At 56.8% G+C, this 25,786-nt stretch carries 23 protein-coding genes; 15 read left to right on the forward strand and 8 right to left on the reverse strand.

Going from position 1 to position 25,786, the window contains the following annotated elements; all coding sequences use genetic code 11:
• The first annotated feature begins 26 nt into the window (after nucleotides 1-26).
• From pheS to pheT, 3 genes are read left to right on the forward strand one after another with little or no spacing between them, the layout of a single operon-like run.
• Nucleotides 27-1,109 carry a phenylalanine--tRNA ligase subunit alpha gene (gene pheS / locus LB462_RS10450; protein WP_224507584.1) on the forward strand — a complete coding sequence of 361 codons (1,083 nt, stop codon included), beginning with the start codon at nucleotides 27-29 and terminating at the stop codon, nucleotides 1,107-1,109.
• Complete coding sequence (locus LB462_RS10455) at nucleotides 1,106-1,516, forward strand: ASCH domain-containing protein (protein WP_224507586.1); 411 nt, start codon at nucleotides 1,106-1,108, stop codon at nucleotides 1,514-1,516. The genes pheS and LB462_RS10455 overlap by 4 nt, the downstream gene beginning before the upstream one ends.
• Nucleotides 1,517-1,537: 21 nt before the next feature.
• Nucleotides 1,538-3,952, forward strand: coding sequence for a phenylalanine--tRNA ligase subunit beta (gene pheT, locus LB462_RS10460; protein WP_224507588.1), 2,415 nt, complete (start codon nucleotides 1,538-1,540; stop codon nucleotides 3,950-3,952).
• 163 nt (nucleotides 3,953-4,115) lie between these two features.
• On the opposite strand, the gene LB462_RS10465 is transcribed toward pheT, so the two are convergent.
• Nucleotides 4,116-4,928, reverse strand: a complete 813-nt coding sequence (locus LB462_RS10465; RefSeq protein WP_224507589.1) for an aspartyl/asparaginyl beta-hydroxylase domain-containing protein — start codon at nucleotides 4,926-4,928, stop codon at nucleotides 4,116-4,118.
• A gap of 207 nt (nucleotides 4,929-5,135) precedes the next feature.
• Entirely contained in the window at nucleotides 5,136-6,131 is a 996-nt protein-coding gene (locus LB462_RS10470) for an aldo/keto reductase (RefSeq protein ID WP_224507591.1), read from the reverse strand.
• Nucleotides 6,132-6,229: 98 nt separating this feature from the next.
• Here LB462_RS10470 and LB462_RS10475 point away from each other — a divergent pair, with 98 nt between their 5' ends.
• Nucleotides 6,230-7,120 (forward strand): LysR family transcriptional regulator, encoded by an 891-nt coding sequence (locus tag LB462_RS10475; protein WP_224507592.1) that lies wholly within the window; start codon nucleotides 6,230-6,232, stop codon nucleotides 7,118-7,120.
• A gap of 152 nt (nucleotides 7,121-7,272) precedes the next feature.
• Nucleotides 7,273-8,259: a Gfo/Idh/MocA family protein gene (locus tag LB462_RS10480; protein ID WP_224507594.1), complete on the forward strand. Its 987-nt coding sequence runs from the start codon at nucleotides 7,273-7,275 to the stop codon at nucleotides 8,257-8,259.
• A 48-nt stretch (nucleotides 8,260-8,307) separates the two neighbouring features.
• Here the strand turns inward: LB462_RS10480 and LB462_RS10485 are convergent, their stop codons facing one another.
• Complete coding sequence (locus LB462_RS10485; RefSeq protein WP_224507596.1) at nucleotides 8,308-9,480, reverse strand: zinc metalloprotease HtpX; 1,173 nt, start codon at nucleotides 9,478-9,480, stop codon at nucleotides 8,308-8,310.
• A 195-nt stretch (nucleotides 9,481-9,675) separates the two neighbouring features.
• Here LB462_RS10485 and dnaK point away from each other — a divergent pair, with 195 nt between their 5' ends.
• The 9 genes from dnaK (at nucleotide 9,676) to LB462_RS10530 (ending at nucleotide 18,544) form a co-directional block, all read left to right on the forward strand.
• On the forward strand, nucleotides 9,676-11,601 hold the full coding sequence (gene dnaK, locus LB462_RS10490; protein WP_114429737.1) for a molecular chaperone DnaK: 1,926 nt from the start codon (nucleotides 9,676-9,678) through the stop codon (nucleotides 11,599-11,601).
• A 209-nt stretch (nucleotides 11,602-11,810) separates the two neighbouring features.
• On the forward strand, nucleotides 11,811-12,326 hold the full coding sequence (locus LB462_RS10495; RefSeq protein ID WP_224507598.1) for a hypothetical protein: 516 nt from the start codon (nucleotides 11,811-11,813) through the stop codon (nucleotides 12,324-12,326).
• Between the two features lie 187 nt (nucleotides 12,327-12,513).
• Entirely contained in the window at nucleotides 12,514-13,641 is a 1,128-nt protein-coding gene (gene dnaJ, locus LB462_RS10500; protein WP_114429739.1) for a molecular chaperone DnaJ, read from the forward strand.
• 87 nt (nucleotides 13,642-13,728) lie between these two features.
• On the forward strand, nucleotides 13,729-14,325 hold the full coding sequence (pmtA, locus tag LB462_RS10505; RefSeq protein ID WP_112524803.1) for a phospholipid N-methyltransferase PmtA: 597 nt from the start codon (nucleotides 13,729-13,731) through the stop codon (nucleotides 14,323-14,325).
• Nucleotides 14,326-14,373: 48 nt separating this feature from the next.
• Nucleotides 14,374-14,958 carry an NADPH-dependent FMN reductase gene (locus tag LB462_RS10510; RefSeq protein ID WP_224507600.1) on the forward strand — a complete coding sequence of 195 codons (585 nt, stop codon included), beginning with the start codon at nucleotides 14,374-14,376 and terminating at the stop codon, nucleotides 14,956-14,958.
• Between the two features lie 62 nt (nucleotides 14,959-15,020).
• Nucleotides 15,021-15,734, forward strand: a complete 714-nt coding sequence (pyrF, locus tag LB462_RS10515) for an orotidine-5'-phosphate decarboxylase (protein WP_224507602.1) — start codon at nucleotides 15,021-15,023, stop codon at nucleotides 15,732-15,734.
• Between the two features lie 120 nt (nucleotides 15,735-15,854).
• On the forward strand, nucleotides 15,855-16,142 hold the full coding sequence (locus LB462_RS10520; protein WP_224507604.1) for a DUF1330 domain-containing protein: 288 nt from the start codon (nucleotides 15,855-15,857) through the stop codon (nucleotides 16,140-16,142).
• 178 nt (nucleotides 16,143-16,320) lie between these two features.
• Nucleotides 16,321-17,592: a polyhydroxyalkanoate depolymerase gene (locus LB462_RS10525; RefSeq protein ID WP_224507606.1), complete on the forward strand. Its 1,272-nt coding sequence runs from the start codon at nucleotides 16,321-16,323 to the stop codon at nucleotides 17,590-17,592.
• Between the two features lie 340 nt (nucleotides 17,593-17,932).
• Nucleotides 17,933-18,544 carry a transglutaminase-like cysteine peptidase gene (locus tag LB462_RS10530; protein WP_370637104.1) on the forward strand — a complete coding sequence of 204 codons (612 nt, stop codon included), beginning with the start codon at nucleotides 17,933-17,935 and terminating at the stop codon, nucleotides 18,542-18,544.
• A gap of 102 nt (nucleotides 18,545-18,646) precedes the next feature.
• Here LB462_RS10530 and LB462_RS10535 read toward each other — a convergent pair whose 3' ends face one another.
• The 5 genes from LB462_RS10535 to LB462_RS10555 all read right to left on the reverse strand — a co-directional run bounded on the left by LB462_RS10535 (nucleotide 18,647) and on the right by LB462_RS10555 (nucleotide 24,112).
• Nucleotides 18,647-20,176, reverse strand: a complete 1,530-nt coding sequence (locus LB462_RS10535; RefSeq protein WP_224507608.1) for a YifB family Mg chelatase-like AAA ATPase — start codon at nucleotides 20,174-20,176, stop codon at nucleotides 18,647-18,649.
• 115 nt (nucleotides 20,177-20,291) lie between these two features.
• A complete protein-coding gene (gshB, locus tag LB462_RS10540) occupies nucleotides 20,292-21,233 on the reverse strand; it encodes a glutathione synthase (protein WP_224507610.1) in 942 nt (313 codons plus the stop codon).
• 95 nt (nucleotides 21,234-21,328) lie between these two features.
• A complete protein-coding gene (locus LB462_RS10545) occupies nucleotides 21,329-21,634 on the reverse strand; it encodes a septal ring lytic transglycosylase RlpA family protein (protein ID WP_224507730.1) in 306 nt (101 codons plus the stop codon).
• Nucleotides 21,635-22,110: 476 nt separating this feature from the next.
• The gene (gene uxuA / locus LB462_RS10550) at nucleotides 22,111-23,301 is read right to left on the reverse strand and encodes a mannonate dehydratase (protein WP_224507612.1); all 1,191 of its coding nucleotides are present in this window, start codon (nucleotides 23,299-23,301) and stop codon (nucleotides 22,111-22,113) included.
• A 34-nt stretch (nucleotides 23,302-23,335) separates the two neighbouring features.
• Nucleotides 23,336-24,112 (reverse strand): GntR family transcriptional regulator, encoded by a 777-nt coding sequence (locus LB462_RS10555; protein WP_112524778.1) that lies wholly within the window; start codon nucleotides 24,110-24,112, stop codon nucleotides 23,336-23,338.
• Between the two features lie 261 nt (nucleotides 24,113-24,373).
• Here LB462_RS10555 and uxaC point away from each other — a divergent pair, with 261 nt between their 5' ends.
• On the forward strand, nucleotides 24,374-25,771 hold the full coding sequence (gene uxaC / locus LB462_RS10560; RefSeq protein WP_224507614.1) for a glucuronate isomerase: 1,398 nt from the start codon (nucleotides 24,374-24,376) through the stop codon (nucleotides 25,769-25,771).
• Nucleotides 25,772-25,786 lie beyond the last annotated feature (15 nt).

Consider the following 25,786-nt stretch of genomic DNA (forward strand, 5'->3'; position numbering starts at 1 on the left):
CTCAAGAAACCAACAGGTGAAGAACGATGGACGACTTGGTACAACTGGAAAGCGTGCTTGCCGCGCGGATTGAGTCAGCCAATGACGAAGCGGCCATCGAGGCCGTCCGCATCGCAGCTCTCGGCAAAAAGGGCTCGATCTCGGAAAAGCTGAAGTCACTCGGTTCCATGTCGCCAGAAGAGCGGCAGCTCCAGGGACCTGCCATCAATGGCTTGAAGAACCGCATTGCTGAAGCACTTACCGCGCGCAGAAATGCCCTCAAGGATGCCGCGATCGCCTTGCGTCTTGAAAAGGAAAAGGTGGATGCCACGCTCCCTGTGCGCGCCGCGCCGGCAGAACGGGGACGTATCCACCCGATCAGCCAGGTCATCGATGAAATCACCGCGATCTTCGCCGATATGGGTTTTTCCATTGCCGAAGGTCCGGATATCGAGACCGACTACTACAACTTCACCGCGCTCAATTTTCCCGAGGGTCACCCGGCTCGCGAGATGCACGACACTTTTTTCTTCAATCCCGACGAGACCGGCGAGCGACGGGTGCTGCGTACCCATACGAGCCCGGTGCAGATTCGTACGATGGAAAATCAGAAGCCGCCGATCCGCATCGTTATTCCCGGCAAGACCTACCGCATGGATAGCGACGCCACCCATTCGCCCATGTTCCATCAGGTTGAAGGGCTGGTTATCGACAAGTCGGCCAATGTCGCCAACATGAAATGGGTGCTCGAAGAATTCTGCAAGGCGTTCTTCGAAGTGCCGTCGCTGAAGATGCGCTTCCGCCCGTCCTATTTTCCCTTCACCGAGCCATCGCTGGAGGTCGATATCCAGTGCGACCGCTCAGGCAAGGAAGTGAAATTCGGTGAAGGCACCGACTGGATGGAAATTCTCGGCTGCGGCATGGTGCATCCGAATGTCTTGCGTGCCGGCGGGCTCGATCCGGATGAGTATCAGGGGTTTGCCTGGGGCATGGGCATCGATCGTATCGCAATGCTGAAATATGGCATGCCGGACCTGCGCGCCTTCTTCGATGCCGATGTGCGCTGGCTGCAGCATTACGGCTTCCGCCCGCTCGATATGCCGACGCTGTTCGGAGGCCTGAGCGCGTGATCGAAGTGCCCGACAAATACCGGGACGCGGTTACGTTCGCGTTTGGCGATTCGCCGACGCTTGCCGATGAATTGCTGGCGCTCGTGCTCGCCGGCAAGAAAACGGCGACCTGTGCTGCTCTCCGCGATTATGCCGAAGACAATGCAGACAAGCCAGTGGTCGGCAGGCGAGACGTGGTGCTCGATGGTGCGGGCAGGCCGGCGGCCGTTATCGAGACGGTCGAGGTCACATATCGCCGGTTCGACGAAGTCGATGATGCTTTCGCCCGCGACGAGGGCGAGGGTGAGGCCACGCTCGAACAGTGGCGGCGCGACCACGAAACCTATTTTCGTCGCAACGGCGGATTTGCGCCGGACATGGACCTTTTATGTGAGCGGTTTCGCCTGGTCGAAATCCTCAAACGCTAAATACGAGAAACGAGTGAAATCATGAAATTCACACTCTCCTGGCTTAAAGACCATCTCGAGACCGAGGCTTCACTCGAAGAGATCGTCGATTCCCTGACAAGAATCGGTCTGGAAGTCGAGCATCTCGATGACAAGTCGGCGCTAAGGCCTTTTGTCATAGCCAAGGTGCTGACAGCTTCCCGCCACCCCGATGCCGACAAGCTGCAGGTCCTGACTGTCGATACGGGCGACGGTAAGCCGCTGCAGGTGGTGTGCGGTGCGCCGAACGCCCGTGCGGGCCTGATCGGCGCATTCGCGGCTCCTGGCACCTATGTCCCCGGCATCGATCTTACCCTGTCGGTCGGCAAGATTCGCGGTGTCGAAAGCCATGGCATGATGTGCTCCGAGCGCGAATTGCAGATGTCGGATGAACATAATGGCATCATCGACCTGCCCGAAGATGCGCCGGTCGGCACCAGCTTCGCTGCTTATGCCGGTCTGGATGACCCGGTCATCGAGATCAATTTGACGCCGAACCGCCCGGACTGCACGAGTGTCTACGGTATTGCCCGCGACTTGGCTGCAGCCGGTATCGGCAAGCTCAAGCAGCGGCCGATCGTGCCTGTCAAAGGCACAGGGCCCGCGCTGGTGGACGTTCATCTTGATCTTGGCGAAGATACCCATCTTTGCCCCGGTTTCGCTTGGCGTACCGTCAAGGGCGTCAAGAACGGCCACAGCCCGCAATGGCTACAGCAGCGGTTGATCGCCATAGGCTTGCGCCCGATCAATGCGCTCGTCGATATAACCAACTATCTGACCTTCGACCGTGGCCGTCCGCTGCACGTTTTCGACGCTGACAAGGTCAGTGGCAATCTCACCGTGCGCCGCGGCCAGGAAGGCGAACAGATTCTCGGCCTCAACGGCAAGGAATATACGTTCGGTCCAGACAATGTAGTCATCGCCGATGCTGATGGGGTCGAATCGATTGGCGGCATCATGGGCGGCGAACATTCCGGCTGTGATGAGAACACCACCAATGTCGTGATCGAGTCCGCGCTTTGGGACGCGATGAATATTGCCCGTACAGGCCGGACGCTTGGTATTATTACCGATGCGCGCTACCGTTTCGAGCGCGGCGTCGATCCTGAGTTCATGATCCCCGGTCTTGAGCTTGCCACACAGCTGGTTCTCGATTTCTGCGGCGGCACGCCATCGGAGACACAGGTTATCGGCTACAAGGGCCATACGCCGAAGACAGTCCGGTTCCCCGCATCGGAGGTCAAGCGTCTTACCGGTATCGCCGTCCCGGCTGAAACGAGCCTCGATATCCTGTCGCGCCTCGGCTTCAAGCCGCAAGGGGGCGGCGAGCTTGTTGACGTGGTGATCCCGTCATGGCGTCCGGATATAGACGGCAAGGCCGACCTCGTCGAAGAGGTCATGCGTATTCATGGCGTCGACCAGATCGATCCGCAGCCCTTGGTTAGCCATGCGGCGGTCAACGGCAAGATCTTGACCACGTTGCAGATCCGCACGCGCAATGCCCGCCGGGCACTTGCTTCGCGTGGCATGATGGAAGCGGTTACCTGGTCGTTCATTTCCGAAGCGTCAGCGAAAGCATTCGGCGGCGGTCAGAGCGAACTGAAGCTTGCTAATCCGATCGCGGCCGACATGTCCGACATGCGCCCATCGCTGTTGCCGGGCCTGCTTGCCGCCGTTCAGCGCAATGCCGATCGCGGCTTCAACGACCTCGCGCTGTTCGAAGTCTCCGGTATCTATGAAGGCAATACGCCGGACGCACAGCGCCGCGTTGCTGCCGGTGTTCGCCGGGGTACCGCGAAGCTCGAAGGCTTTGGCCGTCACTGGTCGGGTAATATTGGGCCAGTTGGCGTCTTCGACGCAAAGGCCGACGCACTTGCGGTGCTCGAAGCGTGCGGCGCTCCGATTGATAAGTTGCAGATCGAAACCGGCGGTCCCGCCTGGTATCATCCCGGGCGTTCCGGCACGATCAAGCTCGGGCCAAAGGTATTCCTCGGAACCTTCGGCGAGTTCCATCCAAAAACGCTGGAAACGCTTGATGTCTCTGGAAGCCCTTGCGGCTTTGAAGTTTTCATCGACGCCATTCCAGAACCGAAGCAGAAGGCGACGCGCACCAAGCCGGCACTCGATCTTTCGGATTTCCAGACTGTCCGGCGTGACTTTGCGTTTGTGGTCGACAGGTCGGTGGAAGCAGGTGCCATTGTCCGGGCAGCGCTTGCCGGCGACAAGAAGCTGATCACCGGCGTTCAGGTCTTCGACCTGTTCGAAGGCGCATCGCTTGGTGCTGACAAGAAGTCAGTTGCGATAGAGGTGGCCATCCAGCCCGTGGAGCGCACTCTGAATGACGAAGACCTGGAAGCGCTCACAAAACGCATCGTTGAAAGTGTCGGCAAACAGACCGGTGGCGTGCTGCGGGGATAAGTAGCCTGGCTCCCACCCTCCCCCTTGTGGGGAGGGAAGCTGCGTAGCAGCGGGGAGGGGCTTTTGTATTGAATCGCAGGGCGGAAGGTAGGTTCAGAGACCCCTCCCGCGCTTCGCTTGCCCTCCCTGCAAGGAGGAGGTCAGGCCTCCGAACTCGGAAGCCCTACTTCTGGATAACTTTCCAGTTCTTGTAGAAGATCGAGTTGCTGCCCTTGAGAATGACGCCCATGAACGAAACGACGGCGGCAAACAGGCCCGGCAGATAGGACGGGCGCAGGATGTCGACGAACAGGCAATAGCGCGTCTGGTCGGTCTGGTTGACGGACTGGTGCATCAGCGTGTCATCGAAGATAAACAGCTTGTCGTCTTTCCAGTAGCTCGTCGTATCGCCGCACCAGATATAGGCCGTGCGATCGTTCATGTCATTGATGTTGTAAAGCACGCGTATCGTTGCCCGGATCGGACCGAAATGCTTTGAGGTCGAATTCTTCTTGTTGAAGACCGAGACGCCGATCGTCTTAACGAAATTATACTTCTCGTAGAAGGACGGCACGTTGGCGAAACTCGGCTGATCTTTGCCGTACCATTTGAAAAAGAACATGCTGCGCGCCTGCTGTTCGGCGCGTGCCTGCAGCTGCCCGACGATGTTTTCCTTCTGCGTCGCCGTGATCAGGCGCTTCACCTCGGCTTGATAAGCGGCCGGAAGGTCCTGCAACTTGTAAACGCCCTTGTTGACGTAGGGCAGCGACAGGATGTCGAGAAGGATGTTGAGCGGCGAAAGGACCCAGGTGAACATGCCATTGCCGAAGAAATATTGCTCGACAACCTGCAGGTTCAAATTCTTGTTGCGCGATAAATCGTAAAGGCCGCAGATCAGATAAAAGATCACCAGATAAGGGACAAAATAAGCGAGGATTGCCAGAAGAACCAATCCGACAGACCAACGCCGAAGGGACTTTTTCGTTGCTTTTTCCATGGTATTCCAGGTTCGGCGCCAGGGCAAAATAGAGGATGGCGCGGCTTGTTGAGACAAATCGATACTGCGCGATATACAGCCGCCGGCGAACTTTTAAAAGTGGTCAGCGACTGTCAGGAATAGGCCTCACGTCGATTCTGCTGTCAAGGGCATGGAAAAAGGGGCAGCCTTGGCCGCCCCTTCTGTTATCAGTAATTTTAAGTCCGATTAGCCATTCACGAGTGCAAGCGACGCCTCCGTGTAACGGTTTCCTGCCACCCGCGTCGGCGAGAGCGCGTCGCCAATCTTGGCGAGATCAGCGGCAGACAGGGAAATATCAGCCGCAGCTGCATTCTCTTCGAGATGCTTGATCTTGCGGGCGCCGGGGATCGGTACGATGAAGTCGCCCTGGTGCAGCACCCAGGCCAACGCCAGCTGTGCCGGTGTGACGCCCTTGTCCGCAGCCAGTCCCTTGAGTGTGGCAATCACGGACGCATTGGCATCCATGTTTTCGGCCTGGAACCGCGGCAAGGTCTTGCGCCAATCGTCGGCGCCGAGCTCATCCGGCTTGTTGATCGTGCCGGTGAGAAGGCCGCGTCCAAGCGGGCTATACGGCACGAAGCCAATGCCAAGTTCGCGGCAGACGGCAAGAACATCGTTCTCCGGCTCGCGACTCCACAGCGAATATTCGCTCTGCACTGCAGCAATAGGATGCACCTTGTGGGCACGGCGGATTGTGGCGGCACTGGCTTCGGAGAGGCCAAGGGCTTTCACCTTGCCCTGTTTGACGAGGTCGGCCATGGCTCCGACCGTATCTTCGATCGGAACGTTCGGATCGACGCGGTGCTGGTAGAATAGGTCGATCTGTTCGATGCCGAGGCGGCCAAGCGATGATTCCGCGACAGCCTTCAGATGTTCTGGCCGGCTATCGACGCCGACCATACGCGAAAGGCCTTCGCCTTCGTCGGCTATCTTGAAGCCGAATTTGGTGGCTATCACCACCTTGTCGCGACGGCCCTTCATTGCCTTGCCGATGAGAATCTCATTGTCGAACGGCCCATAGACTTCCGCCGTATCGAAAAAGGTGACGCCGATATCCACTGCGCGATGCAGTGTGCGGATTGCATCGGCTTCATCTTGCCCGCCATAGGCGAAGGTCATGCCCATGCAGCCGAGGCCCACTGCCGAGACACTGAGTTCTGTTCCGAGTTTGCGTTTTTCCATCACTGATCTCCTTCACTTGTGATGGGTGGAAGATAAAACATGGAGCAGTGTTCGATAATTGGCTTAGCCTTTTACAGCTTGTTCTATATGATAGATCAATGGATCGTTCCCGGCTTCCCCAATTGGCAATCTTTGCGACGGTCGCGGCGAGTGGCGGTTTTCGTGGCGCGGCCAAGGAACTCGGCATTGCGCCGTCAGCCGTCAGCCATGCCATATCCAGCCTCGAGCAAAGCTTGGGCGTAAGGCTTCTCGCCAGGACGACGCGCAGCGTTGCGGTCACCGAGGAGGGCGCGCTGCTACTTAAACGGCTTCGCCCGGCGCTTGGCGAGATCGATCTGGCACTGGATGCGGTCAAGGAGGCGAACAACCGCGTCGCCGGCAATTTGCGCCTGACCGTTCCGCCCTTCGCCGCCCATTGGCTGCTTGCGCCGCGCCTGGCCGCTTTCAGCGAAATATATCCCGGCGTGACGCTGGAGCTGCGCGTCGAGGAACCGTTCAACGATATTGTCGCGACGGGCGTCGATGCCGGCATGCGGCTTGGTGAAAGCCTGGAGCCGGACATGATTGCCGTGCGCATGAGCGACACCATCACGGCGAGCATCGTTGCCACGCCGGGCTATTTCGTAAACCGTCCCGTGCCGAGGCACCCGCGCGATCTTCTCGATCATCTCTGCATCCGCCGCCGTTTCTCCAGTGGTCAGGTCTATCGCTGGGAATTCGAAAAGGATGGCGAGGAGATCGTCCTCGACGTAAACGGCCCGCTTGTTCTTGGCGATGACCGGCTTGTGGTCGAAGCGGTCCTCGGCGGTGCTGGCGTTGCGTTCCTGCTGCAAGATATGGCGCCGGAAGCCGTAGCTCAAGGCAAACTCCGCCGCGTGCTTGAGGATTGGTGCGCACCGTTTCCTGGCGTCTACCTGTATTACCCGAGCCGCCGGCAGATGCGTCCGGCGCTGCGTGCCTTCATTGATTTCTTCAAGTTTACGATCTAGGGGTTGTGGAGATTCATGTCAGGGCGAGACGAAAACGGTGGTTTTCGAGCACCGGAGCGCAGCGTACATCCTGGTACGTGAGAGCCGGAGCGCAGAAAAATGCCATTTGCAGGCTGCCATGGCGTGAATATCGACGAAAAGGAGATGTCATCATGTTTCGCTGGGGTATTCTGTCGACGGCAAAAATCGGGGTAACGGCGGTTATTCCCGCCATATGCAATGCGGAGAATTCGGTCGTGTCCGCCATCGCCAGCCGAGACCTTTCGAAAGCCCGCGCCGTGGCTGATCGGTTCGGCGCGCCGCACGCCTTCGGCTCCTACGAAGCGATGCTGGCCTCGAACGATATTGACGGCGTCTATATTCCGCTCCCGACATCACAGCATGTGGAATGGTGCCTGAAGGCCGCCGAGGCCGGCAAGCACGTCCTGTGCGAAAAGCCGATCTCGTTGCATGCCAGCGAGATCGCAGCGCTGCAGCGCGCCCGCGACACCAATGGGGTGCTGATATCGGAAGCCTTCATGGTGACGTATCATCCGCAATGGTTGAAGGTTCGCGAACTGATAGCGACAGGCGCCATTGGCCGCTTGCGCCAGGTGCAGGCAGCGTTCACCTATTTCAACAAGGACGCGGCCAATATGCGCAACCAGCTGTCGCTGGGCGGCGGCGCCTTGCCCGATATCGGTGTCTATCCAACAGTGGCGACGCGCTTCGTGACCGGCAAGGAACCTGTTCGCGCCATGGCGACGATCGAGCGCGATCCGGCTTTCGGTACCGATCGCTATGCGAGCGTCCGTGCTGACTTCGAGGATTTCGAATTGACGTTCTATGTCGCAACACAGCTCGCCGCGCGCCAGTCGATCGCGTTCCATGGCGACAAGGGCTATATCGAGGTCCTCGCGCCGTTCAACACCGGCAAATACGACCACGCCAAGATCACGTTGCATGACGCAAACCATGGAACTGCGACCGAATATAATTTCGGTAATGTGGACCATTATTGCCTTCAAGTGGAAGCCTTTGCCCGTGCCGCACAGGGCGAGGATGTCGAAGTGTTCACCCTTGAAAACTCCGTCCTCAATCAAAAGTTGATCGACGCCGTTTATCGTGCAGGCGAGAGCGGCAACTGGGAAACGGTTTGACCGAAAGGCGATAGAGACGATTGGAACGTAGAGTTTACAAACAGTCTCTTACCAATATACCCCGCCGCGCGCCACATGCACGCGCGGCTTGCCATCCGGCGTATAAAGGCTCTGGGCGCATGCTTCGCATTCCGCTTCGCTGCCCTGCACGATCGGGTGCGTGGCCTGGGTGTTGATCAGCGACAGGATTTCCAGATTGTTGGAGTTCCAGCGTCCATACTGCTGACCGATCTGCGGGACAGATCTTGGGCGCGTGCGGATATGGTCTTCCGGTTTCAGCTCCAGGTCGGTCAAGATATCGCCGCGAGCCGCCATATCGCACGCTTCTTTTAACGCATGAAGCCGTGCCACGCGAGCTTCGGTCAGCGGGTGCGTGCGGAGAATCGAGGGATCGGGAATGCGTCCGCCGGGAAGGATGAGGTTTTCCCAGATCCTGCCTTGAGCCTTCTCCAGTTTCGTCAGCGCATTGGCGAGACCATCGGGATCGCCGGTCAGCATTGCTGCACCGAGATCGGCGTCGAATTCGCGAGTGCGCGACAGCGCCATCTGCAGCAATCCGCCGATGGTCGGCGCAAACAGCAGCACGATCACGCCGAGCCACGGCACTTGCGCCGCCGATCCGCTGGCCATCCAGGTGATGTTGAACAGGAGGGAAACGATGCCCACCGTGGACATCAACGAGGTAAAGCGCGAGACCGTATCGGCCAGAGCCATCACCTTGAGGTCTTCGTTATGAATATGGCTGATTTCGTGCGCAAGAACGCCAGTGAGCTCGCGCGCTGTCAGTGCCCGAATGAGCTGATCGGTAACGGCGACGACAGAATTGTCTCTTCGCCCCACAGCAAAGGCGTTCATCATGCGCGAGGGTATGACATGTAGTTTCGGCGGCTTTGGCAGGCTGGCGCGGCGCGCAAGCTCCTCGACGATCGCCAGTCCTTGCGGGAATTCGGCGCGCGTCACAGGCCTTGCCTTATACATCGTCAGCACCATTTGAGGACTTATGCGCCTGATGGCATAAAGGCTGATGCCGCCAAACACGAAGGCGTATATGATGCCGGCTGGCCCCGCCAGGGTCCACGCGCAAACGATGAGCAAGAGTAGACTTCCGGCCAGCAGCAGCCAGGTATGCAGCCTGTTGATAAGCCGGCTCCGGCGATGTCCAGGCAAGGGGAGATGGAGCGCATTGTCGGTCATAGGCGATATATGGGGCGAAAAAAGCATTTTGCCGAGTCTTTTAGGGTGATTAAGCATGCAAATGCAGCCTCTTCCGACTTGCATGGTAATTTTCCGCTTCTTATATAGCCCTCAACACGCTAGAACCGCCCATCCCGGCGGCTCTGGACTGTGAAACCCCTAGAGGCTGCCGTATGGAATGCTCGGCAGAGGTCCCGGCAGCCTGCTGAATGGAGAAGAGTAATGGCTAAAGTTATCGGTATTGATCTAGGTACCACCAATTCCTGCGTCGCTGTCATGGATGGCAAAAACGCGAAGGTTATTGAAAATGCAGAAGGTGCACGCACAACGCCTTCGATCATCGCTTTTACGGATAGCGATGAGCGCCTCGCTGGCCAGCCGGCCAAGCGCCAGGCTGTCACCAATCCGGAAGGGACCGTTTTTGCGGTCAAGCGCCTCATTGGCCGGCGTTATGAAGACCCGACCGTCGAGAAGGACAAGAAGCTTGTTCCTTACAACATTGTCAAAGGCGACAATGGCGATGCATGGGTAGAAGTTCACAAAAAGAAATATTCGCCATCGCAGATCTCGGCGATGATCCTGCAGAAGATGAAGGAAACGGCGGAAGCCTATCTTGGCGAAAAGGTCGAGAAGGCTGTCATCACTGTTCCTGCATACTTCAACGATGCCCAGCGTCAGGCCACCAAGGATGCCGGCAAGATCGCTGGCCTTGAAGTCCTGCGCATCATCAACGAGCCGACTGCGGCTGCCCTTGCCTATGGCCTCGACAAGAAGGAAGGCAAGACCATTGCCGTCTACGATCTTGGCGGCGGTACTTTCGACGTTTCGATCCTCGAGATCGGCGACGGCGTTTTTGAAGTCAAATCCACCAATGGCGATACGTTCCTTGGCGGTGAAGATTTCGACATGCGTCTGGTCGAATATTTCGCAGCCGAGTTCAAGAAGGAACAGGGCATCGACCTGAAGAACGACAAGCTCGCTCTGCAGCGCCTCAAGGAAGCTGCCGAAAAGGCCAAGATCGAGCTCTCGTCCGCGCAGCAGACGGAAATCAACCTGCCCTTCATCACCGCCGATGCTACCGGTCCGAAGCACCTGACGATGAAATTGTCGCGTGCCAAGTTCGAGAGCCTGGTCGATGATCTGGTTCAGCGCACAGTCGAGCCTTGCAAGTCGGCTCTCAAGGATGCCGGCCTCAAGGCTGGCGAGATCGATGAAGTGGTTCTCGTCGGCGGCATGACCCGCATGCCGAAGATCCAGGAAATCGTGAAGGCCTTCTTCGGCAAGGAACCGCACAAGGGCGTGAATCCTGATGAAGTTGTTGCGATGGGCGCTGCCATTCAGGCGGGCGTTCTGCAGGGCGACGTCAAGGACGTTCTTCTGCTCGACGTTACCCCGCTTTCACTCGGCATCGAAACACTCGGCGGTGTCTTCACCCGTCTGATCGAGCGCAACACGACGATCCCGACCAAGAAGTCGCAGACCTTCTCCACGGCCGAGGACAGCCAGTCCGCCGTGACGATCCGCGTCTTCCAGGGCGAGCGTGAAATGGCTGCCGACAACAAGTCTCTCGGCCAGTTCGACCTCGTCGGCATTCCGCCCGCACCGCGCGGCGTTCCGCAGATCGAGGTGACGTTCGACATCGACGCCAATGGTATCGTCAACGTCTCGGCCAAGGACAAGGGCACGGGCAAGGAGCACCAGATCCGTATCCAGGCATCCGGTGGTCTCTCTGACGCCGACATCGAGAAGATGGTCAAGGACGCCGAGGCCAACGCCGAAAGCGACAAGAAGCGCCGCGAGGCTGTCGAGTCGAAGAACCAGGCTGAAGCTTTGGTCCATTCGACCGAGAAGTCGCTCAAGGACTATGGCGACAAGGTATCGGCCGAGGACAAGGCATCCATCGAGACGGCTCTGGCCGAATTGAAGACGGCGGTCGAAGGCGACGATGCCGAGGTGATCAAGGCAAAGACCCAGACGCTTGCAGAAGTTTCGATGAAGCTTGGTCAGGCCATGTATGAAGCCTCGCAGGCTGCCGAGGCCGCTTCCGCCGAAGGTGGCGAAGCCGATGCAACCGCCAAGGCGGATGACGACGTCGTGGATGCCGATTTCGAAGAAATCGACGAAGACGGCAAGAAGAAGTCCGCTTAACTGACTTCACTGCGTTCTAATGAAAAGCCCGGCCATCGTGCCGGGCTTTTTTTGTTTGTGTGCAGGTCCGCTATAGGACTTTTGGATAATTGATATTTTCTTGAGATGGAACATAATAAGAACATAAGTAATTACAGCGTGATCGAATTTCGTGACGTGATCTTTTTGTGAACGATCCAAATAGCTTTAAACATTTGAAAGGACCACATATGAGCATGGAGTACTGGGTACATCTGAATGAGATATCGGACGATATAATTCCTGATATGATCAGTGAACTTAACAAATTTGAAATGACCTGCGAGATTTACCCAGGCTTCAGTTTCTCCAAACATTCGGGATTTCTCCCTTTCAAGTTCCGCTTGTCCAACCCGAAGCTTGACATCCTGAAAGACAAGGATCTGGTGAGCGGATTCGAACTCTACGTCGAGGATTTTGACCCCGAAGACGCCGATTGGTTTAGCCCGGAAGATCTGGCCCGGCTATCGGAATTCAAAAAGACAGTGTCGATCAGATTTGCAGCTTCCGACAGCTTTCAACTGCGATTTGCCGACCTGACAAGCGCAGTGATAGCAAAGCTTACCGGCGGGCCCCGATCTTTTGATGAGGATGTCGACTATGACACTTCGACAATCGCCGACAAAAGCTGGGAGGACCTTAAGCACTGGGAAAATTCGATCGCCGATGACGATTGGCGCTATTACGAGTTCCAGGGTTGGCACTGAACAAGCTAAACATACGTCTCAGATTCGTGGAGTGCCTGCCACACAAACGCAATAATCAGCAAATATGCGCCATTTCGGGCGAATCAATATAAGTTGGCTATGGCATTCGCGGGCGCGAACACCTAAATACCGCCTTTAAATGTGCTTCTGAAGAAGCGTTTGCGAATTTCTGGGAATGAGTGTCTGGATGAAGGCTGACTATTACGAAACCCTCGGCGTAGCGAAAAGCGCTGATGAGAAAGAGCTGAAGAGCGCTTTCCGTAAACTGGCAATGCAATTTCACCCAGACAAGAATCCGGGCGACGCCGATGCCGAGCACCGCTTCAAGGAAATCGGCGAGGCCTATGAAACCCTGAAGGACCCGCAGAAACGTGCTGCCTATGACCGGTTCGGTCATGCCGCCTTCGAAAACGGCGGGATGAATGGCGGCGGCGGGTTTGGTGGCGCCGGTGGCTTTGCCGATATTTTCGAAGACATTTTCGGCGAGATGATGGGCGGTGGACGCCAGCGCCGGTCAGGCGGGCGCGAGCGCGGTGCGGACCTGCGTTACAATATGGAAATAACGCTGGAAGAAGCCTATGCGGGCAAGACGGCGCAGATCAGGGTCCCGACCTCGATCACCTGTGACGAATGCTCGGGCAGTGGCGCCAAGCCAGGTACGCAGCCGGTCACCTGCAGCACCTGTAGCGGATCCGGGCGTGTTCGGGCGGCGCAGGGTTTCTTCTCCATCGAACGCACCTGCCCGACCTGCCATGGCCGCGGCCAGATCATCAAGGATCCCTGCCCGAAATGCAGTGGCCAGGGGCGTATAACGGAGGAGCGTGCTCTTTCGGTCAATATTCCGGCCGGCATCGAAGATGGCACGCGTATCCGGCTTACGGGCGAGGGCGAAGCGGGCTTGCGTGGCGGACCCGCCGGCGATCTCTATATTTTCCTCTCATTGAAGCCCCATGAATTCTTCCAGCGCGATGGTGCCGATCTTTATTGCAAAGTGCCCATCTCGATGACGACTGCGGCACTTGGCGGCCAATTCGAGGTGGCGACACTCGATGGCACGCAGACGCGTGTCAAGATTCCGGACGGTACGCAGAACGCCAAGCAATTCCGCCTGAAGGGCAAAGGCATGCCGGTGCTGCGCCAGCCCGCCATGGGTGACCTCTATATTCAGATCGCAATCGAGACGCCGCAAAACCTCAACAAGCGTCAGCGTGAGTTGCTGGAAGAGTTCGACCGCATCTCGTCGCAGGACAACAGCCCGCAATCGTCGGGCTTCTTTGCGCGCATGAAAGAGTTCTTCGAGGGCCTAAGCGAATAATTTTATTGGAACTTTTCCGGGTGCCGGTCTTGCTTCCGCCATGGGTTGCGTCATAAACTTGTCTAACTGCGACGGAGGATAAGCGGGATGTCACGACCCTTGGGAAAGAAACTGGCCGAAAAGTTCGGCGAGGAAATCCGGTTCTTCAAGGGATGGATGCATGGCCCCAAGGCTGTGGGCTCGATCCTGCCGACAAGCTCCATAACAGCCCGCCGGATGGCCAGCGTCGTCAACCCGCACTCAGGTCTTCCCGTGCTTGAGCTGGGGCCGGGCACAGGCGTTATCACCCGCGCAATTCTCGATCGCGGCGTTGCTCCGACCAAGCTCTACAGCGTCGAATATTCATCGGATTTTGCCCAGCATTTGCGCGAGGATTTTCCCGGCGTGAATATCATCGAGGGCGATGCTTTCAATCTGGACGTGACCCTCGGCGACAAGCGCGAGCAGAAGTTCGATTCGGTCGTTTCTGCCGTACCGCTTTTGAATTTCCCCGTCGGCGACCGCGTCAAGATCATCGAAGATTTGCTGCGCCGCATTCCGCATGGCCGGCCGATTGTGCAGATCACCTATGGGCCGATGTCGCCGGTTCCGGCCGGGCGTGGTAATTACAAGATCGAACATCTCGATTTCATTATCCGTAATGTGCCGCCGGCGCGTTTGTGGGTCTACCGCCGGGTCGATTGACCCCCTATAGTCTTCCCGTCGTCTGGTAAATTCCTCAGAGGGAACTCAATGCTGCCGAAAATTCTTGTTTTCGCGGGCTCGAACCGTACGGGCGCTTTTAGTGGCCAGGTTGCAAATGTTGCGGTCAGAACGTTGGTGGAACTTGGCGCCGATGTCACACGGATTGCGCTGATCGACTATCCGCTGCCCCTCATGGATGAGGATCTCGAAGAGGAAAAGGGCATTCCCGAAAATGCCATGAAACTTGGCCGGCTGTTCGCGGCGCATGACGCCATTTTGATCGCATCGCCCGAATATAACTCGTCGATCCCGCCGCTGGTTAAGAATACCATCGATTGGGTCAGCCGCATCTCGAAGGACGGCGACAAGCCGCTCAAGCCCTATGCGGGAAAGGTCGTGGCGCTGTGCTCGTCCTCGAACGGCAATTTCGCAGGCATACGCTGTCTATACCATCTGCGTGCCGTGCTGATGAATGTTGGCACCCAGATCATTACGGAACAATGCTCGGTGCCGCGCGCCCAGGATGCGTTCGCCGAAGATGGTTCGTTCAAGGATGAGCGGACTGCCAAAGCGATGCAACGCGCGTGCCAATCCTTGATTGACCACACGAGATTCGCCATTTCTCGTCGCTAGCATATTTCCTATCCGGTTGATCTGTGCGATTGAGGTTCGATCAACAAAAAGGGTGATTTGTAATGACGGATGCGGCCTTGCGCGAGCGCCTGATCGTCGGACTTGATGTGCCGACATTGAAGGCGGCTGAACAGGCGGTCAGCGAACTTGGCGATACGGTGTCGTTTTACAAGATCGGCTACCAGCTGGCATTTGCCGGCGGGCTTGGCTTTGCCAGCGAACTTGTCAGCTCAGGCAAAAAAGTCTTCCTCGATATGAAACTTCTCGACATCGACAATACCGTCGCGAAGGGTGTCGAGAACATCGTCAGGATGGGCGTCTCCATGCTCACGCTGCACGCCTACCCCAAGGCGATGAGGGCGGCAGTCGAGGCAGCCAAGGGATCGGACCTTTGCCTTCTCGGTGTAACGGTGCTGACTTCAATGGACGAGCAGGACCTGGCCGATGCAGGCTACGAGCATGATCCCCATACGCTGGTCCTCATCCGCGCCGAGCAAGCGCTTCAGGCGGGGATGGGCGGGATTGTCTGCGCGGCAACGGAAGCTGCCGCCGTCCGCAAGATCGTCGGACCGGAACTAGCCATTGTCACACCCGGAATCCGTCCGGCCGGTGCCGACGTGGGCGATCAGAAACGAGTGATGACGCCCGCCGATGCGCTGCGGTCCGGTGCAAGTCATCTGGTGGTCGGCCGGCCGATCGTCGGCGCTTCAGACCGGAAAGCGGCCGCAGCAGCTATTCTTGCGGAAATGGCTGGCGTCAGTGCTGGAATGAGGTGAAGATTTGCGGAACTTCGCCCGAAATTGGGACAAGAATTGTTGATTCTGGCGCAAGAACACCCAGAACTGGAGCAAGAATATCAACCTGCTGGTGTAATTTGATTGTGGAAGGTAGAGGAAATGGCCAAAGGATATTGGATCGCACGGATCGATGTCAGGGATTCGGAACGCTACAAGGACTATATTTCCACAGCCAAGCCGGCTTTTGAAAAATACGGTGCCAATTTTCTGGCTCGTGGCGGCCAGTACCATGTGCTTGAAGGTCAGGCTCGCGGCCGCAACGTTGTCATTGAATTTCCTTCCGTGAAAGCGGCTGTCGATTGCTATAATTCTCAGGAATATCAAGCAGCTAAGGCAATTCGCATTACTGTTGCCGATGGAGAGATGCTGGTCGTCGAAGGCGCTTGATCGCTGGCGGACCGTGGTTTCCAACGCGTGAAGTTGTGAACATCTATACCCGACCTTATCCCATTGTTGCATTGCAATATTGGGGAAACCCGCTACGGTCACTGACCAGTCAAGAAATCTTTCATATTTAAGGGAGAGATTCTTGGAACTGACGTTGCGTTGATCGATCGGAAATTGGATGTTTTATCAGCTCTATGAACTGAACCATGCCGCACTCCAACCCTACCGCGCACTCGCCGACGCCACCAAGCTATTCTACGATAACCCCTTGAATCCATTGTCTCAAACCGTCGTCGGGCGCTCGGTTACTGCGATGTGCGAGTTGTTCGAGCGCACGACGCGATGCTACGGCAAACCTTCCTTCGGCTTGCCGACAACGATCGTTGACGGTGTCGAAACAGACATAAAAGAAAAAATCGTCTGGTCGAAACCGTTCTGTAACGTCATCCATTTCAAGCGCGCCTTGAATGCCAAACGTCCTGCCGACCCGAAGATTCTTGTGGTGGCACCGATGTCGGGTCACTATGCAACTCTGCTTCGTGGCACGGTGGAAGCGTTGCTGCCGCATGCCGAGGTCTACATCACCGATTGGGTCGATGCCCGCAGCGTCCCGCTTAGCGATGGTAAGTTCGACCTCGATGATTATATCGACTATGTTATTGAAATGCTTCATGCATTGGGCGAAGATACCCATGTCGTGGCCGTCTGTCAGCCATCCGTTCCGGTGCTTGCCGCCGTCTCCATCATGGAGACCAATGGTGATGGATTCGCACCTTCCAGCATGACGCTGATGGGCGGGCCGATCGACACCCGCAAGAATCCGACTGCCGTCAACAAGCTGGCCGAAGAAAAGGGGATCAACTGGTTCCGCGATAACGTGATCATGTCGGTTCCATGGCCGCATGGCGGGTTCATGCGTGATGTCTATCCGGGGTTCCTGCAGTTGTCCGGCTTCATGAGCATGAATCTCGACCGCCACATCACTGCCCACAAGGAATTCTTCATGCATCTGGTGCACGAAGACGGCGATTCCGCTGACAAGCATCGTGAATTCTATGATGAATACCTTGCCGTTATGGATTTGACCGCGGAGTTCTATCTGCAGACTGTGGATACAGTATTCGTTCGCCAGGCATTGCCGAAAGGTGAAATGACTCACCGGGGCCTCCCGGTCGATCCGTCTGCTATTCGCAACGTTGCGCTTCTCACAGTCGAAGGGGAGAACGACGATATCTCCGGCGTCGGTCAGACCAAGGCTGCCCAGACACTGTGCGTCAATATTCCGGACGAGATGCGTATGCATTACCTGCAACCGAAGGTAGGCCATTACGGCGTATTCAATGGCTCGCGGTTTCGTGCAGAGATTGCGCCCCGCATTGTTCAGTTCGTTAATGATCACGCACAAATGAACCGCAAGACCAACGTGACGCCGATCGCAAAGCGCGCCTGATATCTAATCCGTCGGATGTATTGGTGAAACGCCGAGCCGTATCAAAGCGATTTGGTAGTCTTGCTGATCGCGGTGCCTCTCGTTCAACAATAAACCATTTGAAATCAACAGGTTATCGTATGTTTCCGAGTGGCCAGAATGTTGTGCCCGCCCGAATTTCGAGTAGCCGGCGCAGTTTCTGACGCATCGCTGGAGCCCTCATGAATATTGGGGGAATGCGAAATTTCAAATTTTAACCATATATTAACAATGGCTGGATCGTGGCGCCATTGTGATTGACTCGTGTCCCCTCCCGCCATTAACGTTTTGTTAACGATAGCAGATCGGTCTGGAGTAAAGCATGTTCGGGGTAGCAGGGGTTGTAAAGACCATAGTCGCCATGGCGCTCTTCGCGGGTACGCTTGGCGCAAACGTCGCTTTTGCCTCCGAAGCATTCATGACCACTGGCGGTCTGACATCACAGCCAATCGGCCACTATGAATTCTGCAAGAGACTCCCGGAAGAATGCTCTATCCGCAGCCGGAACGTCATGCCCGAAAAGATGAACCACGATTTCTGGCAATTGATCGTCAACGTCAACAGCAATGACAACCACAAAATCAAGCCATTGACCGATATGGAAATCTACGGCGTGGAAGAATATTGGGCCTATCCCGACAAGGTTGGCGATTGCGAGGATTATGTCCTTTTGAAGCGACGCGACCTGATGCAGTCGGGCATTTCTCCGGCAAATCTATTGATTACCGTAGTGCGCAAGCCCGATGGTGAAGGTCACGCTGTGCTGACCGTGCGCACTGACAAGGGCGACTTCGTCCTTGATAACCTTGTTGACGGCGTAAAGAACTGGTCAGAAACCCCATATACCTACCTTAAACGTCAGGCGACCAACAATTCGGGTCGCTGGGTCAGCATTGAGGCTCCCACCAATATTCTGGTTGGTTCGGTCCAATAATCGAGCGAAGTCGACCTCAAGCTATTTCGAAAACTGCCAGATCGGGAAGGTCTGGCAGTTTCTTTGTGCAATGTTGACAGAATCGTCGTGAGGTAGCTCTGCTTAGGCTGCCGACATCGAATCCGCCCCCATCCGGTACGAGATAGCTTCGGCAAGATGAATGCGCCCAACGATTTCGTGTCCGTCAAGGTCTGCAAGGGTCCGCGCAACTTTCAGCACGCGATGATAGGCGCGGGCGGAGAAGCGCATTTGCTCGCTCGCCTGCTGCAGCAAGGAAACACCGGGTCCATCCGGTTGTGCCACCTGTTCGATAAGCGCAACGGAGCACTGAGAATTTGTGGTGATGGTTGGAAAACCCAATTCCTCATAACGCCTTTTTTGGATTGTCCGCGCTCGCGCGACCCGTTCAGCGACGGATGCGCTGCTTTCCGAAGAGTGCGGGCGTATGAGATCGGTAGCACTCACGGACGGGACGTCAATCCTGATATCGATACGGTCCAGAAGAGGCCCAGAAATCCTTGCCTGGTAATCCTGCCGGCACCGTGGCCCCCTCGCACATTGATGGCCGGGTTCCCCCGCCATGCCGCAGCGGCACGGGTTCATAGCCGCAACAAGCTGGATCTGCGCCGGATACGAGATACGGTGATTGGCGCGCGCGATCATGCATTCGCCAGTCTCCAGTGGCTGGCGCAATGAATCCAGAACCTGCGGCGTAAACTCTGGAAACTCGTCGAGAAACAATACGCCGCGATGGGCCAGCGAGACTTCCCCCGGCCTTGCTCGAATGCCGCCCCCAACCATAGCGGCCATGGATGCCGAGTGATGCGGCGCGCGAAATGGTCGTCTGTCCGTCAACTTGCCGCCCATGAGTTCGCCGGCGATCGAGGCGATCATCGAGACATCGAGCAACTCACGCGGCAGCAATGGCGGAAGGATGGAGGGCAGACGCTGCGCCAGCATGGATTTGCCGGATCCTGGCGGGCCCATCATCAAGAGGTTGTGCCCACCCGCTGCCGCGACCTCCAGCGCGCGCCGCGCACTTTCCTGGCCCCTTATATCTGCAAGATCTGGCAGTCCCATCGCGCTCGTCTGCATGACGGGCTCAGGACGTGACAGGACCTGTGTACCGCGAAAATGATTGGCAAGCTGGATCAAACTGCGCGGCGCAAGAATATCGATGTCGGAGCCGGCCCATGCGGCTTCCGGGCCACAGGATGCCGGGCATATCAGCCCCTTCTCTTGCCGGTTGGCAGCAATTGCTGCGGGCAGCACGCCCGCGACATGGGTGATGGTTCCATCAAGTGACAGTTCACCCAGCACCACATAGTTCTGAAGTGCGTCGGCAGGCATAGCGCCAAGCCCCGCCATCAACCCCACGGCGATCGGCAGATCGTAATGGCTTCCTTCCTTGGGCAAATCGGCAGGCGCGAGATTCACCGTCACCTTCTTGACGGGCATTGAAAGCCCGGAGGCATGTAGTGCCGCCTGGACCCGCTCCCGGCTTTCGGCGACTGCCTTGTCCGGAAGACCGACGATATGCATTCCCATTTTGCCGGGGGCAATCATCACCTGCACATCGACAGGCTGAGCTTCGATACCTTGGAAGGCAACCGTACGAACGCGGGTAACCATAAAATCTTTCTTGAAAATGCAGACGTTTGAAAATGAAGAATGCCAATGAACGTACATCAGCACACTTCAATCCGCATGACAAGAACAATAAGAGAACAGATCGGAGGGATGAGAATTACTGGCGTTTGGCTTCCACCGCATCCCAAAACAGCGCCGCAATATCTGCACCGCCGAAACGCTTGACCTCGCGAACGCCCGTCGGAGAAGTGACATTGATCTCGGTCATATAGTCGCCGATCACGTCAATACCCACCAGAATGAAACCGCGCTCGCGCAAGGACGGTCCAATACGCGCGCAGATTTCGCGTTCACGATCCGTGAGTTCGGTCTTCTCGGCACGGCCGCCCACATGCATGTTGGAACGCGAATCGGTTTCAGATGGCACTCGGTTGATCGCGCCGACAGGCTCGCCATCGATCAGGATGATACGTTTGTCACCCGAGCGCACATCTTTCAAATAACGCTGTGCAATGAATGGTTCGCGGAACATCTGGCCGAACATTTCCAGTAATGACGTCAAGTTGCGGTCGCCATCGGCGAGGTGAAACACACCTGCGCCGCCATTGCCATAAAGCGGTTTCAGAATGATATCGCCGAATTCCTTGCGGAATGCCGCGATTTCCAATGGATCCTTGGTGATCAGCGTTTCCGGCATTAGATCGGGAAACTCGGTGACGAAAATCTTCTCAGGGCTGTTGCGCACCCAAGCAGGATCGTTGACGACAAGCGTCTTCGGATGGATCCGCTCCAGCATGTGCGTGGTCGTAATGTAGTTCATATCAAAGGGCGGGTCCTGGCGTAGAAGCACCACATCCATTTCCGACAGATCGCGCGAAACCTGTTCTCCAAGCGTATAATAGTCGCCTTCGATATCGCGGACACTGAGTTCTTCCACGCGCGCAGAAACCACGCCATCGCGCATGCTGAGCCGGTCCGGGGTATAGTGGTAGAGTATATGGCCGCGCCTTTGCGCCTCGAGGCAAAGCGCAAAGGTTGTATCGCCAGCGATCCGGATCGATTTGATATGGTCCATCTGGACCGCGACTTTGAGTGCCATGGAACGTCCCCCGACAGGATTAGGAGTGTTCACATGGCGATGTCACGTTCAATGGTCAAGGTCAATGCCGAGACGACATCAACATCCTGCGAGGGTTACAAGCGGGCCATGCAGATATTGGTGTGGCCAGCGCCGATAAAGCCAAGGCGGCTAGCCGCGCCTTTGGAGAGATCGAGCATGCGGCCCCTGACAAACGGGCCCCGATCGTTGATGCGCACCACGACGGTTTTGCCATTGCGCTGGTTCGTTACCTTGACTCGGGAACCGAGCGGCAAGGTGCGATGAGCTGCGGTGAGAGCGGAGGGATTCATCCGTTCACCGGAAGCGGTTCTAGAATGAAGGGCGTACCAGGAAGCACCGCCACAGGCCGAACCGGCACTGGCGGATGCAGCACCCAACATCAGAAAAAGGATGGATGAAATAAGTACCGTGCGGATACTTGCGAAAGAGACCATGTGAAATTCACACTTTAAGGTAGCCCGCGGCACAGAACAGCCGGACTGAAGACACACGCGTAGAGATTGACCCCCGGGCAAGTAGATCGTGGCGTGAGCGAGTAGGTCCTTCTATTTTGGAGAAATGTGGCCTTGAGGTGACCCGTTTCCGAAACTTTGTCGAGACCAATCCGAAATATGATCTAAGTTACTAAAAAAACTTGTCTTAATATGACTCAAAAAGTGATGACAGATGCTTGCAGTTAAATGCGGTATGACTGCAAACGGTGCCAAATAAGGCCATTGTGTGATGGATTCCAATAGAATTATTGGACGATAACTACGAGTTGGTTGGTGCGTTGCAAAAATCGGTAAACCTTTAGATGTAGAAAAGCCCCGGCTTGTGAAAACCAGGGCTTTAAAAACTCAAAATTTAGTTCGGATTATGCCAGCGCGGAGGCATCCAAAGCGTGGATGATGCCGCGCAGTTCGGCAAGGCCGCGCAGGCGGCCAATTGCCGGATAACCGGGTGTCACGTCCTTGTTCAGATCGTCGAGCATGCGGTGCCCATGATCGGAGCGGAAAATGATACTGTTTGCCTTGTCGCGCTTGTGGTCTTCGGCGAGAAGCTCGCGCAACACCGCCACCATATCTACGTCGCCTTCAAGGTGAGCCGCTTCGTGGAAGCTGCGCCCATCACCCTCACGGGTCGTCGCCCGCAGGTGGGTGAAGTGGATGCGCGCGGCAAAGCGCCTGGCGATCTTGGGCAGATCATTGTCAGCTCGCACACCAAGACTGCCTGTACAGAGGCACATGCCATTTGCAGGCGAGGGTACTGCATTGAACAGCGCCGCATAGTCTGCTTCAGTCGAAGCAATACGCGGCAGGCCGAAGAGCGAACGGGGCGGATCATCCGGATGCAGGGTCAGCTTCACGCCGAGTTCTTCGGCAACCGGCGTCACAGCCTCCAGGAATTCAATCAGATGCTGACGCAGCCGGTTCGCATCGATGCCGGAATAGGTTTCGAGCTTGTCGCGGAACGCCGGTATGGTCAGCGGTTCTGTGGTTGAGCCGGGGAGCGCGCTGGCGATATTGCGCGCAAGATCAGCGATTTCCTGCGAATCCATAGCTTTATAAAGGTCGCTGGCAATCTCGCGGTCAGCCTTTGAATATTCGTTTTCGGCACCCTGTCGCTGGAGGATGTGCAAATCGAACACAGCGAAGACGTTGTGGTCGAAGCGCATGGCCGTCGAACCGGTCGGCGTGACATAGTCGAGGTCGGTGCGGCACCAGTCGACCACGGGCATGAAGTTGTAGCAGACGACCTTGATGTCGTTGGCCGCGAGTGCTTCCATGCTAGCGATCCAGGCGGCTATCTCGTGCTTGGCAGCGCCACCGAGGCGCTTCACCGCATCAGGAATCGGAATGCTCTCGACGACCGACCAGCTCAGCGGCGTCCGCCCGGCAGGTGTCGATTCGATCAATGATTTGCGCGCGTGCACCTGCGCTATGGTCCACGCTTCACCGATGGGCACTTCGTGGAGCGCTGAAACGATATCGGTCGCGCCCGCCTGCCGTACGTTATCGAGTGAGACACCGGCTCTTGGGCCGAACCATCGCCATGCCTGACGCATTCATTCCTCCGTCAAATTATATCGCCGATCCTAGTCAAACAAATGATCCGGGGTGGCTCTTTCTCAAGGTTTCAATATCGGGGATGACGGCATTCAGATGCTGTTTCATCGCCGCACAGGCGGCTGGCACGTCATGGGCTTCTATGGCATTGCGAATGATCTGATGCTCGGAAAGGACATGCTCCATGCGGCCCAAACCCGGCAACGTCATGCGCCGTGCCCGATCGATCTGCACCTTCACCGGCTTGAGATAGTGCCAGATGCCCGGATGGCCGGAAATTCCGGCAATCGCTTCGTGGAAAGCCTCGTCGGCCTCGTGAAACGCGCTCGTGTTCTGACGATCGGCAAAAAAGCGCTGGCGGGCAAGGATTTCATCGAGCCATTCGACATCCTTGGCCGTTGCGACGGCCGCCGCACGCTCCACGGTTGCTCCCTCAAGCGCCTGGCGGATCACCACAGCCTCGGGGATCAGGGCAACAGGAATGCGGGCGACAAATGTTCCCGATTGCGGAAAGACATCGACAAGACCGTCTTCAACCAAGCGGATCAACGCTTCGCGCACCGGCGTGCGACTGACGCCAAAGCGTTCGGTCAGGACCTTCTCGTTGAGGGCAGTTCCCGGTGTCATCTCCATCGCTACGATGGCTGCGTGCAGCTCGCGGTAAATTGCGGTGGCAGTGGTCATCCGCCCGGCCGGTGCCCCGCGGGGTCCGGGGCTTGTCGCGCGCGCACCGCGATTGACACCTGAAGTTCGCACCTCGGACGGCGTTGCAATGGCTAAGCCTTTGTCTCCCTGGTTCTCTGCTGTCATTGCAGTGCTCCATTTCCATATTCACGGATCATCCGATCTATTGAATGATGGAATTCCATTTCAATTCATAGTCCAAGACCGGCCTTATGCGATGATATCAAGTGCATTCAGTTCCAGTTGACATACTAATATATTATTATTTACAGTTCGCCAAGATCATCAATGTTCACAAATGGCGTATCCTGCCATCCTAAACGTGACATTAGCGGCTTCGCATCCAGGTCGGTGCAAGGCACGCGATGATGGTAGCAAGGACGCATAATGGCACTTCATCCTGACCGACTTTTCCCGATCGAGCCCGATGCACGAGGGATTGCCCGCCGTCTGTTCACTGCGGTCGAGAGGTTGCCGATCATCTCACCACATGGTCACACTGATCCGCTTTGGTATGCCAATGACGAGGCGTTTCCAGACCCGGCGAGCCTGTTCGTCAAGCCAGATCATTATATTTTTCGCATGCTCTACTCTCAGGGTGTGAGGCTTGAAGATCTCGGCGTGCCGCGTCAGGATGGAGGCCCCGTGGAGGCTGACGGCCGCAAGATATGGCGGCTGTTTGCGAAGCACTTCTATCTGTTTAGGGGCACACCCTCCCGCCTGTGGTTCGAGCATGCACTGGAAACGGTTTTCGGCATTGAGGAGCGGCTTGGCGAGAAGAATGCAGATGCACTTTATGATCGGATTGCCGAGCGCCTGACGGAACCATCCACGCGTCCGCGAGCGCTCTACAAACAGTTTGGCATCGAAGTCATCTCGACGACCGATGCGGCGACGGATCAACTTGCGGCGCATGATGCTATCTTGAAATCCGGCTGGGACGGCCGCGTCGTTCCTGCCTACCGCCCCGATGCCGTCGTAGATGCATCGCGTGCGGACTTTCTCGCCAACGTAGAGGATTTTGTTGCACTTGCGGACACCGAACTCGACTATCAAGGGTATCTCGAAGCGCATCGGGTGCGCCGTGCCTATTTCAAACGGCGTGGCGCCACGTCCAGCGATCACGGGCATCCGAACGCGCGTACCGCTGATCTTTCTGTCTCCGCGGCGTCAGCATTGTTCGAACGCGTGCTGAAAGGCGCTTCGCCTGAAGACGCCGACCTCTTCCGCGCGCAGATGCTGACGGAAATGGCGCGAATGAGCATCGAGGACGGCCTGGTCATGCAGGTTCATCCAGGCTCTTACCGAAATCACAATCCCGCTCTGTTCGAACGGTTTGGAACGGACAAAGGAGCGGATATTCCGCGCCCTACCGGCTATGTCGAGGAACTGAAACCTCTGCTTGACGCGTTTGGCAACGATCCTCGGCTGACGCTCATCCTCTTCACCCTCGATGAAACCAGCTACAGCCGGGAACTCGCTCCCCTCGCGGGCCATTATCCAGCTTTGCGCCTTGGTCCTGCATGGTGGTTCCATGATAGTCCGGAAGGTATGCGCCGCTTCCGTGAACTGACCACCGAGACTGCCGGTTTCTATAATACGGTCGGCTTTAACGACGATACGCGCGCCTATATGTCCATACCCGCGCGCCATGACATGGCGCGTCGTGTCGACTGCGCGTATCTGGCCCGGCTCGTTGCCGATCACAGGTTGGAGGAGGACGAGGCGGTGGAAATCGCGCATGATCTTGCCTACCGCTTGGCGAAACAAACTTACAAGCTTTGAAATAGAAACCACAAT

It is taken from the genome of Phyllobacterium chamaecytisi (genome assembly GCF_020164455.1).
Lineage (GTDB): Bacteria > Pseudomonadota > Alphaproteobacteria > Rhizobiales > Rhizobiaceae > Phyllobacterium > Phyllobacterium chamaecytisi.